At 54.5% G+C, this 15472-nt stretch carries 15 protein-coding genes and 1 tRNA gene; 10 read left to right on the plus strand and 6 right to left on the minus strand.

The genetic code is table 11. The features are described from left to right. Positions 1-130: 130 nt before the first annotated feature. Both rpoH and SADFL11_RS21035 read right to left on the minus strand, forming a co-directional pair. A complete protein-coding gene (gene rpoH, locus SADFL11_RS21030) occupies positions 131-1018 on the minus strand; it encodes an RNA polymerase sigma factor RpoH (RefSeq protein WP_040451015.1) in 888 nt (295 codons plus the stop codon). Positions 1019-1185: 167 nt separating this feature from the next. Then, positions 1186-2211 (minus strand): RluA family pseudouridine synthase, encoded by a 1026-nt coding sequence (locus SADFL11_RS21035; protein WP_008190028.1) that lies wholly within the window; start codon positions 2209-2211, stop codon positions 1186-1188. On the opposite strand from SADFL11_RS21035, the gene SADFL11_RS21040 reads away from it, so the two are divergent. Further along, positions 2210-2566, plus strand: a complete 357-nt coding sequence (locus SADFL11_RS21040) for a hypothetical protein (RefSeq protein ID WP_040451014.1) — start codon at positions 2210-2212, stop codon at positions 2564-2566. The two genes, SADFL11_RS21035 and SADFL11_RS21040, sit on opposite strands and share 2 nt — an antisense overlap. A 111-nt stretch (positions 2567-2677) precedes the next feature. Further along, positions 2678-2753 (plus strand) — tRNA-Glu (locus tag SADFL11_RS21045). 80 nt (positions 2754-2833) lie between these two features. On the opposite strand, the gene SADFL11_RS21050 is transcribed toward SADFL11_RS21045, so the two are convergent. The 3 genes from SADFL11_RS21050 to SADFL11_RS21060 all read right to left on the minus strand — a co-directional run bounded on the left by SADFL11_RS21050 (position 2834) and on the right by SADFL11_RS21060 (position 5721). Continuing rightward, entirely contained in the window at positions 2834-3607 is a 774-nt protein-coding gene (locus SADFL11_RS21050) for a DeoR/GlpR family DNA-binding transcription regulator (RefSeq protein ID WP_008194524.1), read from the minus strand. A gap of 81 nt (positions 3608-3688) precedes the next feature. Next, positions 3689-4996 (minus strand): coiled-coil domain-containing protein, encoded by a 1308-nt coding sequence (locus SADFL11_RS21055; protein WP_134853102.1) that lies wholly within the window; start codon positions 4994-4996, stop codon positions 3689-3691. 119 nt (positions 4997-5115) lie between these two features. Further along, on the minus strand, positions 5116-5721 hold the full coding sequence (locus tag SADFL11_RS21060; RefSeq protein WP_008192942.1) for a DUF1134 domain-containing protein: 606 nt from the start codon (positions 5719-5721) through the stop codon (positions 5116-5118). Positions 5722-5877: 156 nt separating this feature from the next. On the opposite strand from SADFL11_RS21060, the gene SADFL11_RS21065 reads away from it, so the two are divergent. The 7 genes from SADFL11_RS21065 to SADFL11_RS21095 all read left to right on the plus strand — a co-directional run bounded on the left by SADFL11_RS21065 (position 5878) and on the right by SADFL11_RS21095 (position 13121). Beyond that, positions 5878-6330, plus strand: a complete 453-nt coding sequence (locus tag SADFL11_RS21065) for a YHS domain-containing (seleno)protein (protein ID WP_050776151.1) — start codon at positions 5878-5880, stop codon at positions 6328-6330. A 197-nt stretch (positions 6331-6527) separates the two neighbouring features. Then, a complete protein-coding gene (gene chpT, locus SADFL11_RS21070; RefSeq protein WP_040451013.1) occupies positions 6528-7172 on the plus strand; it encodes a histidine phosphotransferase ChpT in 645 nt (214 codons plus the stop codon). 132 nt (positions 7173-7304) lie between these two features. Continuing rightward, on the plus strand, positions 7305-10100 hold the full coding sequence (locus SADFL11_RS21075) for a hybrid sensor histidine kinase/response regulator (protein ID WP_040451012.1): 2796 nt from the start codon (positions 7305-7307) through the stop codon (positions 10098-10100). Beyond that, complete coding sequence (locus SADFL11_RS21080; protein ID WP_040451011.1) at positions 10097-10588, plus strand: chemotaxis protein CheW; 492 nt, start codon at positions 10097-10099, stop codon at positions 10586-10588. The genes SADFL11_RS21075 and SADFL11_RS21080 overlap by 4 nt, the downstream gene beginning before the upstream one ends. A gap of 38 nt (positions 10589-10626) precedes the next feature. Further along, positions 10627-10992, plus strand: coding sequence for a response regulator (locus tag SADFL11_RS21085; protein WP_008190394.1), 366 nt, complete (start codon positions 10627-10629; stop codon positions 10990-10992). 15 nt (positions 10993-11007) lie between these two features. Beyond that, complete coding sequence (locus tag SADFL11_RS21090; protein ID WP_040451010.1) at positions 11008-12237, plus strand: protein-glutamate methylesterase/protein-glutamine glutaminase; 1230 nt, start codon at positions 11008-11010, stop codon at positions 12235-12237. After that, positions 12234-13121: a CheR family methyltransferase gene (locus SADFL11_RS21095; protein WP_008196371.1), complete on the plus strand. Its 888-nt coding sequence runs from the start codon at positions 12234-12236 to the stop codon at positions 13119-13121. The genes SADFL11_RS21090 and SADFL11_RS21095 overlap by 4 nt, the downstream gene beginning before the upstream one ends. Positions 13122-13248: 127 nt before the next feature. Here SADFL11_RS21095 and SADFL11_RS21100 read toward each other — a convergent pair whose 3' ends face one another. Next, positions 13249-14145 carry a LytTR family DNA-binding domain-containing protein gene (locus SADFL11_RS21100; protein ID WP_008195524.1) on the minus strand — a complete coding sequence of 299 codons (897 nt, stop codon included), beginning with the start codon at positions 14143-14145 and terminating at the stop codon, positions 13249-13251. A gap of 255 nt (positions 14146-14400) precedes the next feature. On the opposite strand from SADFL11_RS21100, the gene SADFL11_RS21105 reads away from it, so the two are divergent. Beyond that, entirely contained in the window at positions 14401-15372 is a 972-nt protein-coding gene (locus tag SADFL11_RS21105) for an MBL fold metallo-hydrolase (RefSeq protein WP_040451009.1), read from the plus strand. Positions 15373-15472: the final 100 nt, after the last annotated feature.

Below are 15472 nucleotides of genomic sequence, written 5' to 3' on the forward strand. Positions count from 1 at the left end.
GTCTTGAAACTAACCAGCAGTGGTCTGACCCTAGGGTGGTAAGGCGCCAAGGAGCAAGCTCAGACGGACCCGCAGACAAAAAACGCCGGGCGTTTTGCCCGGCGTTTCAGTAAATCTATGTTCCAGACGCTTACGCGGCTGGTTGTTGGTCAAGCGTGCGAGCACTGTTCCGGACCGCTTTTTGAACCTTTTCAAAAGCACGGACCTCGATTTGCCGCACGCGCTCCCGGCTGACACCAAACTCTCCGGAAAGATCTTCCAGCGTCATTGGGTCCTCCGACAGGCGGCGGGCCTCGAAAATCCGGCGTTCCCGATCATTTAGAACGTCCATCGCGTCGCTGAGCATTTTGCGACGCATGTCGAGTTCTTCCTGATTGGCAAGCAAGGTTTCCTGGCTATCGCTTTCGTCGACGAGCCAATCCTGCCATTCGCCAGCATCTGCTTCCGCCCGGATCGGTGCGTTCAGGCTTGCGTCGCCGCCGAGGCGGCGGTTCATCGACACGACTTCTTCTTCCGAAACGCCGAGACGGGTTGCGATTTCCTGTACCTGGTGCGGCTTCAGATCGCCCTCTTCCAGCGCTTGTATCTTGCCCTTCAGGCGGCGCAGATTGAAAAACAGGCGTTTTTGGTTGGCTGTCGTCCCCATTTTGACGAGTGACCAAGAACGGAGAATGTATTCCTGGATGGCAGCCTTGATCCACCACATAGCATAGGTCGCCAAACGGAACCCTTTGTCGGGCTCAAAACGTTTAACAGCTTGCATGAGGCCAACGTTGCCTTCGGATACGACCTCGCCAATCGGGAGACCATACCCGCGATAACCCATGGCGATCTTGGCAACGAGGCGCAGGTGTGAATTTACAAGGCGCTCTGCAGCTTCCGGATCTTCGTGCTCCTTGTACCGCTTGGCGAGCATGTACTCCTCCTGCGGCTGAAGCATCGGAAACTTGCGAATCTCATCAAGGTAGCGGCTAAGTCCGCCTTCCCCTGCAGTGAGTGTCGGTAAGTTCTGGGCCATTGAATGCACCCCCTCTCGTCGAAATCACCCGGTTTCCCACTTTGCCCCGCAGAGCGCAGGCGTTTGGCTGAGGCAACCAAGTTACAATGCGTGCCCAATCGGCACACGCGAACAACTGATATAGGTTGAATTTAGCCGATTGCATGGCTTCAATGCGAATTGGCTTTCTAAAATTTTTGTAATCCGGATAAAAGATTTGCAAAATCATTGGGATATGGGCTTTCAAAGCGCAGCGTCTCGCCTGAAACCGGATGTTCAAATGCCAACAGTCCAGCATGCAAAGCTTGCCGGGTGAAGCCGCCGACAAGGCTCTTTAATGGCTCTTCCAACCGGTTGATTTTTGTCTTGAAGCCGGAGCCATAATCATCGTCGCCAAGCAGTGGATGGCCAATATGCGCCATATGGACCCGGATCTGATGAGTTCGGCCTGTCTCGAGTCTGCACTCCATGAGCGAGGCAAGTGGAGGTTGGTCCGCGGCGCCGAAACGTTCCTTGACCTGCCAATGCGTAATTGCATGACGCCCGCTCGTTTTCACAACCGCCATCTTCTGCCGGTTTGCCTGAGAACGGGCCAGATTGGCATCAATCGTACCCTTGAGGCTGGAAGGTGCGCCCCAAACAAGTGCGGAGTATGCGCGCTCTAAAGGTCCTGTCCGGCCATGATCGGCAAACTGTGCTGCGAGCCCTTGATGTGCCTGATCTGTTTTAGCGACAACCAGCAAACCTGACGTGTCTTTATCAATCCGGTGAACAATGCCGGGACGTTTCACTCCGCCTATTCCCGACAGGCTGTCGCCGCAATGATGGATCAAGGCGTTGACCAGTGTGCCGGTCCAGTTGCCGGCGCCGGGGTGAACGACCAACCCAGCCGGTTTGTCGATTACGATGACATGTGCATCTTCGAAAACCACACTGAGCGGAATGTCTTCGCCTTTGGGATCCGGATCCTCCGGTTCAGGAAGATGCAAAGTAATCTCGTCACCTTCATTGACCCGGTATTTCGGCTCCCCTATTTTCGCGCCTCCGATGGAAACGTCGCCCGCCTTGATCAGTGACTGAATTCTGTTCCGGCTCAATGTTTCCAAATGCGATGCAAGGACGGCGTCTATCCGCTTCCCGGCGTCCTCAGGATCAACCGTTAAAATGAAATCCGCGTCAAAGCTGGCCGGATCGTCTTGGGAATTGTCTGTCATGTCTCAACCTGATTTCCGGGATGAAGGTCCGGAAGATGCCCCTTTAGATCCTGCGACCGAACGCGTTCAGGCAAAACTGAAGCGCCTGTTGCTCGGGTCGTCCCTGATCATGTTTGCCGGGTTTATCGCTGTCTTTGCAGCAATCCTTTACAAGATCAACACTTATGAGGCGGATCCATCTGAGGCCGCAATCGTTGAAACCCTAAATGTCGGTGCTGATGCCGAAGTTCTGCAGGCAACGATATCAGAAGGGATTATGCTCGTTCTCGTGCGTGAAGGCACCACCACCGCCTTGCTCCGGTTTGATCCGCAAGATGGAAAATTATTGGGCCGGACGGTTTTCGTAGGCCGGTAGTGGATATAGACCGGTTGACTTCAAAAAAATGACCAAGGGGGCTTGCGTCCTGCTCTATCCCCCTTTATACGCACGGACCTCGGCTTGGAACAAACAACTTTCAAGCCCCGCGCGCCCATCGTCTAGCGGTCTAGGACGCCGCCCTTTCACGGCGGAAACACGGGTTCGAGTCCCGTTGGGCGTGCCAACTTTCTCTCGATATCTAGGGTCTATTTTTAAACTGGTCACTAGTGGCTGGTTTCGAAAAGCCTTACCACTTGCCCGTTTCTAGATGGCCGGCAGGTTTTCAGTTTCGATAAGTTGCGTATCTGAGTCTTTTGCAATCGTCGCGAATTCCGGGCTCGGGCAACGGTCGGTTACCAGCGTTGTAACTTGCGAGAGGTGGCCAACCCGGACGGGCGCGGTGCGCTCAAACTTGGTGCTGTCCGCCGCCAGGATCACATGCCGAGCATTTTCCATGATCGTTTTGGTGACTTTGACTTCGCGATAATCGTAGTCGAGCAAAGACCCGTCCGGATCAATGGCGGATGCGCCTATCACCGCAAAATCCACTTTGAACTGGCGCATGAAATCAACCGCGGCTTCTCCGACAATTCCGCCGTCCGCATGCCTTAAAACCCCGCCGGCAACAACCACTTCAATCTGGGAATAACCCCGCATCAAGCTGGCGACATTTAGGTTGTTGGTGATCACCATCAGCCCGTGGTGTTGCAACAGTGCCTGTGCGACCGCCTCAGTTGTCGTGCCGATATTGATGAAAATAGACGCATTGTCGGGAATGAGTGCAGCAACACTGGAGCCGATGTCAGCCTTTTCCTTACTGGAGATGATGCGCCTTGCTTCATAGCCGACGTTTTCAATACCAGATGAGAGCAAGGCTCCCCCGTGCGTGCGTGCGAGAAGACGGCGCTCACACAGCTCATTCAAGTCTTTTCGGATGGTCTGTGGACTGACTTCGAATCTTTTCGCCAAGTCGTCCACGCTGACACGACCCATCTGGCGGGCCAGTTCGAGAATGGCGTTATGGCGTTCAATAAGCATGAGGTATCGGTCCGGTAGGCAGTAAGTTCAAAAATTCAAAACGCATACAAATTGACGTATTCTGTCGCAGCAGAGCTTTTGTCAGACAGCTCCGGCGGTCCGCCGCTGTTTCGGCTTTTTTACAGTCGGCGGATCTGTCTTTTCCGGGGGCACTTGATCGTTGTCACTCGAGGACTCTTTGTTTTTTCGGGTCGACGCAACAATCCGGCTAACAAGGGCTTCCGCCGCGTTGGCGATGTCTGTGGTAGACGAACTCTCTGCCGCTTTGGGAGTTGGTGGAGGCGCTGTGTTTGGCTTTTCGGCACCAGCGGCAGTGCGGCGCGTTCTCCTCTTGGGCTTCATGTCACCAGCTTTATTCGACACAGATGCCGATTTGCCGGCTGTTTTGCTGGAGGGTTTGGCAGCGGCTTTCTTTTTGTCGGCCGGGTCCGCTGACACTTGTGCGACCAGTTGCCGGAAATCCTGACGCACCTGCGCAAGGGCAGAGGTGGCGGAAAGGTCCTGCCGAAGCTTCTTAATCTCCCCAGTTAGCCGATTGACCGTGCGGTCCTTGTCTTTTAGCTGAGAAAGTCTTTGCGCGTTTTCTGTCGCCAGCGCTTCCAACTGCTCGGTCAAATGCTTCTGAAGATCGCTGTCTTTGATGTCGGCTGCGTCCAGCTGCAGGGAAAGCCGTGTCACTTCCGCCTGAGCGGTTATGAAATTCGCCTCAGTATCCACGAGTTGGGCCTCTAGGTCTGCAAGCCGGGCCCGCGCAGTCTCTGTTCGTTCAGCGTCGAGTTCACCGGCAACGGACGGTTCCGCCCGGGCAAGACGTGCTTTCAAGGTCGCAACTTCAGCTTCCAGCCCCGTGATGGTCGCAAGTGCCATAGTGTCTGTTGCGGGCAGCCAATCGGAAGTGTCTTCGCCTTGCGTGCCTTTTGCGGGCACGTCTTCGCCGGTTTCTTGTTTCTGTGACCAGCTTTCCGCCAGAGTTTTCTCAGCTTCGGCGAGTTTTTGTTTTAGTTGTGCGACTTCCGAAGATAGCATGTCAGCTGATTTCTCATCGGAGGCTTTCGCAGAGAGTTCTTCTTTGAGGTTGGCAATCTCGCCTTCGTGGCTTTTCTCCAGCGCAGCCATTTCTGTTTTCAGCCGTGTCGCATCCACATGCCACTTCGCAGCCTTTTCCCGCTCGGCGTTCAGGGATTGTTCAACGCGGCGCAGATCGACGGCATGCTGCGCGCGCGCCTGGTCTTGCGCAGCACGGACTTCAGCGTAACTTGATGGGTTGACAGCCCGCAGAGCCTCTTCTGTCAGTCTGGCAGCTCGGCGATAGAAAGCTGGCAGGATCGCAAGGCAAATCAGCCCGGCCGTGCAAAACCCTAGTGCCACATACATCGCCGCTTCTATCACATCAGGCTCCCGGTGGCCGTTTAAAGCATCAAGACGTTACATCATCATTAGAGGACATCGGTTTAATAGCCAAGTCTGGGCTCCAGTTGAGGCTGGCCCTTGATAGTTTTTGCAGGCCACTAAAAAGGATTCCAAGTCGGTTCTCTTGTGAATTTCAAGTAACCGAGATTCAACCCGAGGCGTGCGCCGACCCCGGCCTTGATGGGGACCACGAAGACTGAGTCTTTTGCAAGGACTGTCATGCCGACGCCGCCAACCAGATAGGCGGACCCATTGACGCCGCTGAACCGGTCATAAACCCGGTCAATACTCGGCAGATTATAGATCAGCATCATGACGCGTGCGCCGTCCGCTCCAAAGTCGAAGCCGATAGACGGGCCTTGCCAGAAGATTTTATGGTTGCCTGCATTGCGGGTGTAAAGCTGACCTTCTCCAAACCGGGCACCTGCAACGAATGCACCAGAGCCTTCTTCCCCAAGAATGTACCCATTTGGTTCGCCGTAACTCGCAAAAGCTCTCTCCAAAACGGAGGCCAACCCACCGGATACAGATCCGAAGAACTGATGCCCTGTTTGCAGGATTTGATCTTGATCGTAGGTGTTGGCGGGAGGTGTCTGCGTGTTGGTCGTGGCTTGTGCGAACGCAATTTTGGGTCCGACAGACAAAAGCAGAATGACTGCGGCGGCTGGAAGAATTGATAATATGAGCCGTGACATATGTGCCATTCAGTAAACTCCTTGTCGCCAGACCGGCGACGTCTTTCTCGCTGCGTTGCGTCTCTTCGATGTTAAACTTAACGAATGCAGTGATGATTCGCAGTTCAATTGATGAAAGACGTGTCCGCCGAATCAATGAAACGTTGGCCCCCAAAAAAGACCTGGATGTGTCTTTCTGCAATCCTTGTGGCGGTTATTTGCCTGTGGAGCTTCGACGGAAATGCCCGCCCCAGGAGCTTTGTGCCGGACCCGATCACCGGGTACGCAATTGGTGGGCACGACCCAGTCAGCTACTTTGTCGATGGATATCCGCGGAAAGGAAGCCGGGAATACACATATAAATGGGGCGATACTGAGTGGGTTTTCGTCAACAAGGGCAACATGGAAGCCTTCAAGCTGCACCCCAATGCCTATGCCCCTATGTTTGCGGCTTGCGGCGGATATGGCCTGTCGGAAGGCTTCGCAACGGCCGGAAATCCTTTCATCTATGCGATCGTCGAGGGACGGCTGATGTTCTTCTATTCTGTGGTCAACAGGTTTCTGTTCATTGTGAATGGCACCCAAAGGCTCAACGAAGCCCGTTCGCATGCTGAAACTGTCGGCTGCTTGCCGGAATAACGGTTCCTCCGGCCATTGGTGCGTATTTGAGTTGGGTTTGCCGATTTCGGCTGAAGTATCTTCTAAAATAGCTTGGATGACTGGGAAATCGGCTGATTTGCCGCCTTGGCAGGGCCTTTGTGGATGTGTAACGCTGCTGTATCGATCTGCGAATCAGGTCGTTTTGGCAGGTTTTATACAAAGAGCAGCGTCGAACTATGTCCGCACTTAAAGAGCTTTCATCCATGGATCTTGCGGCCCTGGTGGCAAGCCGTGTCTGTCACGACATCATCAGCCCGGTTGGTGCGATCACCAACGGGCTGGAAGTGCTGGATGAAGAAGGGTCCGAGGACATGCGCGAATTCGCCATGGATCTGATCCGTAAGAGCGCGCGACAGGCATCTGCAAAGTTGCAGTTCGCGCGTCTCGCCTTTGGTGCTGCCGGATCTGCAGGCGCTGAAATTGATCTTGGCGACGCCCAGGTGGTTGCCACCGGGTTTATGGAAAATGAAAAATCCAACCTGAACTGGCAACTGGAACGGCACTTGATGCCGAAAAATTTTGTGAAGTTGCTTCTAAATCTCATCCTGATCGCCAATCAGTGCGTTCCGCGTGGCGGCGAGATCAAGGTTGAAATGAGCGGGACACCACAATCTCCGTCCTTTACTTTGAATGCGGCTGGTTTGAACCCGCGAATTCCGCTTGGAATGAAGGAAACCTTGAGCGGAGAGGAGCCTGAGCGCGTTGATGCACACTCTGTTCAGCCGATTTACTCGTTGCTTCTGGCGCGTGAGTGCGGGATGGAGTTAACAATAGATAAAGACGAAGACTGCGTAAAAATAACAGCTCTTCCGACCGAATAACTTAGGCCTGAAAAGAATCTTTTTGCTTCAGCGTATCTTAACGCTTTGACGCCAATCTACTCTCATGGACTTCCCGGTCCAGACATCCTCTTCAGGGTGCGGAACCAGTAACAAGTCGGGTGAGAGCAGGCCATGGACGACCTCCTCAGGGAATTTATTACCGAGACCAATGAGAGTCTCGATGTTGTAGACGTGGAGCTCGTAAAATTCGAGCAAGAACCGAACAACGCTACGATTCTAGACAACATATTCCGTCTGGTACATACGATTAAGGGTACCTGTGGATTCTTGGGCCTTCCCCGGCTTGAAGGAATTGCACACGCGGCTGAGACCCTCATGGGCAAGTTCCGCGACGGTGCGCCTGTGACGCAGGATGCGGTGTCGCTCATTCTGATTTCCATTGATCAGATCAAGGAGATCCTTGGCGATCTCGAAGCCGCCGAGGGCGATGAACCTCAAGGCGACGACAGTGAGCTGATCGGCAAACTGGAAGCTATGTCGGCTGAAGCCGATGTGGCGATGGCCGGCGGTGGAGCCGCTGATGCTACGGCGGCCGAGGAGCCTGCGGAAGAGAAAGTCGAAGACGATTTTACGCTTCCTGAGCAGTCCATTGAACGGCCGTTGCGGCCAGGTGAGGTATCGCTCGACGAGCTCGAGCGTGCTTTCCGTGAAACCGACATTGAGGTCGAGGTTGCCGAAAGCGCCGAAAACGAAGCGCAAGACGAGCAGCCGGAAGAAACTGAGGCCCCGGCTCCGGCGGCAGCAAAAGCCCCGGAAAAATCTGCAGAAGCGAAACCGGCGGCGAAAGCCAAGCCTTCCAGTGAAGGCGGTGAGAAAAAAGCATCCGGCGGTGGTGTATCCAACCAGAGCATCCGTGTCGCGGTCGATACGCTTGAACACCTCATGACGATGGTGTCGGAGCTGGTGCTGACCCGGAACCAGCTTCTGGAAATCGTTCGCCGCCACGAAGACAGCGAATTCAAGGTACCGCTTCAGCGCCTATCAAACGTGACTGCCGAGTTGCAAGAGGGCGTGATGGCGACCCGCATGCAGCCGATTGGCAATGCTTGGCAGAAACTGCCGCGGATCGTTCGCGATTTGAGCCAGGATCTGGAAAAGCCGATCGAACTGGAAATGATCGGCGCTGATACCGAACTTGACCGTCAGGTTCTTGAGATGATCAAGGATCCGCTGACGCACATGGTTCGGAACTCGGCCGACCACGGCTTGGAGCTTCCTGAAGACCGCCGCGCGGCGGGCAAACCGGAAAAGGGAATCATCACCCTTGCGGCCTACCATGAAGGCGGCCACATCATCATCGAAGTTCGCGATGATGGTAAGGGAATCGACGTTGAACGTGTGAAGGCCAAGATCATTGAGCGTGGTCTTGCGACTGAGGCTGAAGTCGAGAAGATGACGGATGCCCAAGTTCAGAAATTCATCTTCCACGCAGGGTTCTCGACAGCCGCAGCAGTGACCAGCGTTTCTGGCCGCGGTGTAGGGATGGACGTTGTCCGCAACAACATCGAATTGATCGGCGGTACCGTTGATCTACGGTCGGTTGCCGGCAAGGGGTCGAGCTTCATTATCAAGATCCCGCTGACCCTCGCGATCGTATCTACATTGATCGTTGAAGCTGGTGGTGACCGGTTTGCAATCCCGCAGCTGTCTGTCGTGGAACTGGTGCGTGTTCAGAAGAACTCCGAGCATCGGATTGAACGTATCAAGGACACGCCTGTACTGCGGTTGCGCAACAAGCTGCTGCCACTCGTCCACCTGTCCCAGCTCTTGGGTATCTACGAAGGTGAAAACGCAGACGAGGCGATTGATGCCGATAACGGCTTCATCGTTGTGATGCAGGTCGGCAGTCAGACTTTCGGTGTTGTCGTAGACGGTGTCTTCCACACGGAAGAAATCGTGGTCAAGCCGATGTCCACCATGCTGCGTAATCTCGACATGTTCTCCGGCAACACCATCCTTGGTGATGGTTCGGTGATCATGATCATCGACCCGAATGGCATTGCAGGGGCAATGGCAAGCCATGCATCCAGCGCTGTCGCTGAAAATAGCGAAGACGAACAAGAGGGTTTGCAGCAAAAGGCAATGACCGGACAGAACGCGATTTCGCTTCTTCTTTTCCGTGCCGGTGCTCCAGAACCAAAGGCGGTTCCGCTCTCGCTGGTCACGCGACTGGAAGAATTCGACATTTCCAAGATCGAACGTTCCAATGGCCGCGACCTCGTGCAATACCGCGGTGCGCTCATGCCGCTCGTGTACGTCAACGACGGCGACACCCACAAAACCGAGGGTACACAGCCGATGCTTGTGTTCTCCGATGCGGGTCGATCCATGGGCCTTGTGGTCGACGAAATCGTCGACATTGTCGAAGACCTGATGAATATCGAAGTCGGCTCGGAACGCCCTGGTGTTCTCGGCTCTGCGATCGTCAAAGACCGTGCGACCGAGATCATCGACCTTGGCTTCTACCTGCCGCAGGCGTTCGAAGACTGGTTCATGCGGAAAGAAATGGACATTGAGGCGCTGACGAAGAAAGTTCTCTTTGTCGATGACTCTTCCTTCTTCCGCAACATGCTGACACCGGTTCTGAAAGCAGCCGGTTACGACGTGACTACCTGTGTGAGTGCGTCGCAGGCATTCGAGTTGCTCGAGAACGGTGACAAGTTCCACGCGATTGTCAGCGATATTGAGATGCCTGAGATTAACGGTTTCGAATTCTGCGAGGCGATTCGCCGTGATCCGCGGTTCCGGCAGATGCCAATTTTGGCCTTGTCATCGCTCGTGACACCTGCGTCCATCGAGCGTGGCCGCCAGGCTGGATTTGATGACTATGTCGCAAAATTCGACCGTCCGGGCCTGATTGCAGCGTTGAAAGATGTATTTGCCGGTGATTTGGGAGCTGCCGCATGAGTATGTTGGAAAACAAGGTTGCCGGAGACAAAAGTGCCGGCAATGACATGATCCAATATGTGACCGTTGTGATTGGTGGTCAGTTGTTTGGGTTGCCTATCTCTCAGGTTCACGATGTGTTCGTTCCCGAAAGCGTGACCCGGGTTCCGATGTCGGCACCCGAAGTGCAGGGTGTTTTGAACCTGCGCGGACGTATCGTGACCGCTATCAACATGCGGCGACGGCTGCATCTGCCGCCGCTACAGGACGAGCAGATGATGGCTGTCGGCATCGAATACAAACATGAAAGCTATGGTCTGGTCATTGATACGGTGGGCGAGGTTCTGACCCTTACGTCTAGTTCGGCCGAGCCGAATCCGTCAAATCTTGACCGCCGTTGGGCCGAGATTGCAGGCGGCGTCCATCGGCTTGATGGTCAGTTGATGGTAATCTTGGACGTGGACCGCTTGCTTGGCGCAATGTTCACCGAACCCATGGCAGCAGCATAAAAAGACCTGCAAGAAGGTCGATAGTGGAGTTACGCCCGATGAAACAGTGCCTTGTCGTCGATGACTCTAGCGTCATTCGAAAGGTTGCACGCCGGATCCTTGAGGATATGAACTTCGAGATTGTCGAGGCGGAGGACGGTCAGAAGGCGCTTGATGAATGCCGGAAGACTATGCCGGATGCCATACTTCTGGACTGGAACATGCCCGTGATGGATGGGCTGGAGTTCTTGACCAGCCTGCGCGCAGAGGAAGGCGGCGAAAGCCCTGTGGTCGTGTTTTGTACGACGGAAAATGATGTCGCTCATATCGCCCGGGCCATTCGTGCGGGTGCAAACGAATACATCATGAAGCCGTTTGATCGTGAGATCGTGGAAGCCAAGTTTCAAGAAGTTGGGCTTATCTAAGTACAGAGTTGGTCGATCATTATGGCATTTGCTCAACGAAATGTGACGGCAGGAGTCACGCCGGGTGCAGACCCGATTAAGGTCATGGTGGTGGATGATGCCGTCGTGATCCGTGGGCTTTTGACTAGGTGGCTCGGTGAAGACAAGGCGCTCAAGGTCGTCGGGTCTCATCGGAACGGCAGGTTGGCCGTTGAAGACATCGAGAAAAGCAATCCGGATGTTGTGGTCCTCGATATTGAAATGCCGGAAATGGATGGAATGACCGCTTTGCCGCTCATGTTGGCTAAAAAGCGGGATCTCATTGTCATTATGGCATCGACGCTGACACGACGGAATGCCGAGGTCAGTCTCAAGGCACTATCTTTGGGTGCCGCAGATTATGTGCCAAAGCCAGAATCTACGTCTGAAGTTACAACTTCCGTCGATTTCCGCCGTGAGTTGATCGACAAGGTCAAAGCGCTTGGCGCCAGAGCGATCCGGATGCGCGCGCCGGTGCGGACAATGCGCGCGGAGACGCGGGCAGGGCAGACCTCGCAACCATCTGCACCGACCTCTCCGGCCGCCCGTTCAAATGTTGATACGCGAGCAAGCTTTCGTGGAGCTGGTCCGCAAGGGGCAGTAGCTGCGCCAAAGTTCAAAACCCGGCCGTATTCTTCAGCACGCCCCCGGATCCTGGCAATCGGGTCGTCGACCGGTGGACCTCAGGCTTTGCAGGAAGTCATGAAGGAAATTGGCACGGCAATGAATGATGTGCCTGTGGTTATCACACAGCATATGCCGCCCACGTTTACGGCGATTCTCGCCGAACATATGGGGAAAGCCGCGCTACGTCCGTCAAAGGAAGGCGAGGACGGCGAGATATTGAAACCCGGAAACATCTATGTCGCTCCGGGTGGTAAGCATATGACCGTGGAAAAAGAGGGTGGAGCTGTAAAAATACGGCTCAATGACGGACCGCCTGTCAATTTCTGTAAACCAGCAGTTGATCCGCTTTTCGACAGTGTGTCGAAGGCCTATGGGTCGGCCTGCCTTGGTTTGATTTTGACCGGCATGGGTTCCGATGGGGCCAATGGCGTCCGGACAATTGCCGCAGGAGGCGGTAGCATTATCACTCAGGATGAAGAAACAAGTGTTGTTTGGGGCATGCCAGGCGCAGCTGCAAACACCGGAATGTGCTCTGAAGTTCTGCCGTTGAAGGCAATTGGACCGAAAGTGTCCCGGGTCTTGAAGGGGAGCACACGATGACTCCTTTGGAATTTGATTTCCTCAAGACATTCTTGAAGACCCGTTCTGGCCTCGTTCTGTCAAACGACAAGCAGTATCTGGTGGAAAGCCGATTATTGCCGATCGCCCGCAGCTCGAAGCTCGAAACCTTGAGCGCGCTGATTCAGTCGCTGCAGAAAGGTGGCAACCGGGCTTTGGAAACGGAAGTTGTCGAAGCCATGACGACTAACGAGTCGTTTTTCTTCCGCGATAAAACGCCCTTTGAGCATTTCAAAGAGACAATGCTCCCGGCGATGCTTCAAAATCGTGCCACACGCAAACAGATGAAAATCTGGTGTGCGGCTGCGTCTACCGGCCAGGAACCCTATTCGCTCGCGATTTGTCTGAAAGAGGCAGCGGCAAAAGTTGGCGGCTGGCGCATTCGGATCCTGGGAACAGACCTCTCGCAGGAAGTGCTGGAAAAGGCGAAAACTGGACTTTATAGCCAGTTCGAGGTTCAACGCGGACTGCCGATCCAGCTTTTGTTGAAGTATTTCGATCAAAAAGGCGACATGTGGCAGATCAATGCCGGATTGCGGGCCATGATCGAATGGAAGAAACTGAATCTTCTGGAGCAGTTCTCCCATATTGGGGAGTTCGATATCGTCTTCTGCCGGAACGTCTTGATCTACTTTGATCAGCCCACGAAGACCGAGATCCTCGACAGGATTGCAAAAGCTCTTCCGGACGATGGTTTCCTGGTTCTGGGCGCAGCTGAAACGGTGGTTGGCTTGACTGATGCCTTCAAACCGGTTCCTGGGAAGCGCGGTCTTTTTCAGAAAAAGCAGGCTGCTCAGACGGCGACACGACCTGCTTTGGCGGGGGCAACATCACGGTTGGCGGTTGGTGCAACAACGCTCCGTTAAAGCGAAGCTCCAAATATTTGAAAAGCCCGCTGGTTTCCCCGAAAGCCAGCGGGCTTTTTCTTTTGCGCTGGAGCGATGCTATTCTCTGCGGAGTGCCATTTCCACTCGTCCTGACGGCCTAAGGGTCTTATTTATTGATTTGAGCTGCAACATCTGCTGTTGGTTGTCCCAGATTTTGCTTTGCCCAGGCTCTTACCGTGCTGACATAGCGTCGGCTTACCGGGATTTGCGTTCCATCTTTCAACACAAGCCGCGTGTTGTTGCCCTCCTTCTGGACCTGCTGAATGGCCTCGTGGGCGATCCAGTGGCTCCGGTGAACCTGCATGCCCGTTTTTTCCGGCAGTTCCCGTAGAATATCGCTGAACCTGTAGAGCACCATTTGTGTGTCATTCGGGCCAACCAATTTTACATAGTGTTCTTGCGCTTCTGCGCGGAGAATGCGGTCGGCAAATGGTGGTGACAGGCTCTCCAGAAAGGATGTTTTTGTCGGCGCTTTATCGGGAGATGTTATGGCTAGGTCGGTTTGGTCTGCGGTTAACATGTCCGCTGGGCCAGACTGTTTGGCGATGGGCGGGTGAAGCTGTGCCGGTATCCAGCAAGCCTGCAGTACCATGGGAATGCTCAGCATGGCGCACAGAAAGATATGATTGTCCAAGAGATAGACAAGCTCTTGCAGGAACGCCCCAAGCCGTATTGCGGATGCGGCTTCGCCCAATGGGGGTGCATCGAGCTCCGGAAGTCCAAGAACAATGTCCAGTGCGGTTACAGATAGGACAAAGGGAATGTAGCTCGCCAATGCCGCGAGGCAGATTGCCCAAAGGGTATGGTTGGCAATTCTCGGCAACAAGCTGAGAAGCTGCAAAAAGGCTATAAACAGTGTGGATTCAATTCCGATCCGTACCAACCAATAGCCATAGACGCCGATGACCGGCCATCCCTCCGGCCGCGTCTGTTGGTTCGCGGCCAGCAATCCTGCTGCGGCGAGGGTCAGCCCAAACAGTGTCAGCGACCCGTGCCGCGTCATTCAAAATTCCCTCCATCGGGCGGAAATTACCATACCATTGATGATGCATGAATGGGAAACTTCAATAAGCGTCTGAAAATATTGAAATTATTTGAGCGCTTAAGAATTCACGAATTAATGAGGGCTCAAATGGTCTGAGGCGCTTTCCCATCAGCTACTATGTCCCAGTTATCCAAATGTGTTCGTTCATGGCTTCGTTGTACGACGAAATCAAAAGAGCCTTGGACCCAAGTTGATCAATCAGGGGAAATACACATGAGTGATATCCAAGTCCAACTGACGCGGCGCGCTGCGCTTCTCGGGGCAGGGGCTGCTGCAGTGGGAGCAGGAGTGGTGTCTTCCGGCGCGGTGTATGCTGCTGCCGAGAAGCAAGGCCCGATGGCTGCACCCGTCGCCCGGTACAATGTCGGCTCTTTTGAGGTCAACACGTTGCTGGATGGCGCCGTGACCGTCGGTGAGCCACAAAAGACCTTCGGCATGAATGTCGATGCGGACACATTTGCGGCAAAATCGGCAGAGTCCTTTATCCCCGCGGATTCATTCAAAGCGTTCTTCACGCCAACGCTTGTCAACACAGGCTCTGAGCTGGTTCTCTTTGACACAGGTGTTGGCGAAGGTGGACGGCCGGCACGCGGAAACATGCGTGCTGCCCTGGAAAGTGCAGGCTACACCCCGGAGCAGGTCGACGTCGTAGTTATCACCCATATGCATCCGGACCACATCGGCGGCCTGATGGAGGGCGGTGCGCCAGCTTTCCCGAACGCGCGGTATGTGATTGCTCAAAAAGAGTATGACTTTTGGGCGGGCATGGATCCGGAAGCGAATGGTGTCACCAAACTGATGACCAAAAACGTCAAGCCGCTCGCGGACAAGATGACTTTCCTGGATGACGGTGGCCGCGTTGCTGGCGGGATTACAGCAATGGCAGCCTACGGTCATACACCGGGGCACACGCTGTACATGCTGGAAGATGGCGGCAAGCAGCTTCTTCTCGCTGCCGACCTGGCAAACCACTACGTCTGGTCGTTGGCGCGTCCTGACTGGGAAGTCCGATTTGACATGGACAAGGAAGCGGCGGCAGCAACCCGGACATCTGTCCTCAGCATGCTGGCATCCGACCGAATCCCGTTTGTCGGCTACCATATGCCATTCCCGGCCGTGGGATATGTCGCAACGGACGGTGACGGCTTCCGTTACGTACCAGCGTCTTATCAGCTTAGCCTCTAGTGCACAGGCCCCATCCCTGAAACTGGAGAGGCGGAAGCGGCTGGAGCTCGATCCAGCCGCTTCTCATTCAACCAATAAAAAACCCGGCTCTTTCCAGCCG

The organism is Roseibium alexandrii DFL-11, assembly GCF_000158095.2.
GTDB classification, from domain to species: domain Bacteria; phylum Pseudomonadota; class Alphaproteobacteria; order Rhizobiales; family Stappiaceae; genus Roseibium; species Roseibium alexandrii.